The following is a 470-nucleotide window of genomic DNA, read 5'->3' as shown; positions in this document are numbered from 1 at the left end:
AGATTAACGTAAAATCACGTTGAAATTCCAACACTATGAAACTTTCAGTAGGAGATAAGTACGAGTCGATCATCCAAAAAAGTGACCTGATCAGCAGAGATTTGAGCTGGGTAAAATTTAACGAGCGTGTGTTGGATCAATCCAAAAAATCCTTCCGCTCCATCTTCGAAAAGCTCAAATTTCTAGCCATTACCGCATCCAACATGGATGAATTTTTTATGATTCGGGTAGGCTCTCTTTACAATTACCTGGATTACGAAAAGGAGCGAGTGGACTATTCCGGACTTCGAGAGGAGCCGTTCAAGGAAAAGTTGATGAAGGAGTGCCAACGGTTCCATGGGGATCAGGAACAGCATTTTATTCAAACGATTCTTCCCGAATTGCACCAGGAAGGGATCTCCTTGATCAATGTATCCAAACTTACGCTGGAGGAGCAGGAAAAGGTGAGGCAGTACTTCCTCAAGGCGATT

The 470-nt window shown here is 43.0% G+C and carries 1 pseudogene; it reads left to right on the top strand.

What is annotated here, in order from left to right:
- Positions 1-35: 35 nt before the first annotated feature.
- Positions 36-470 (top strand): annotated as a pseudogene (locus tag GBI66_RS19190) (hypothetical protein); the annotation flags it as partial.

It is taken from the genome of Acinetobacter sp. TUM15071 (genome assembly GCF_008980925.1).
GTDB classification, from domain to species: domain Bacteria; phylum Pseudomonadota; class Gammaproteobacteria; order Pseudomonadales; family Moraxellaceae; genus Acinetobacter; species Acinetobacter dispersus.
Note: the sequence above shows the minus strand (reverse complement) of the source record. Positions and strands in the feature narration are given on the sequence as shown.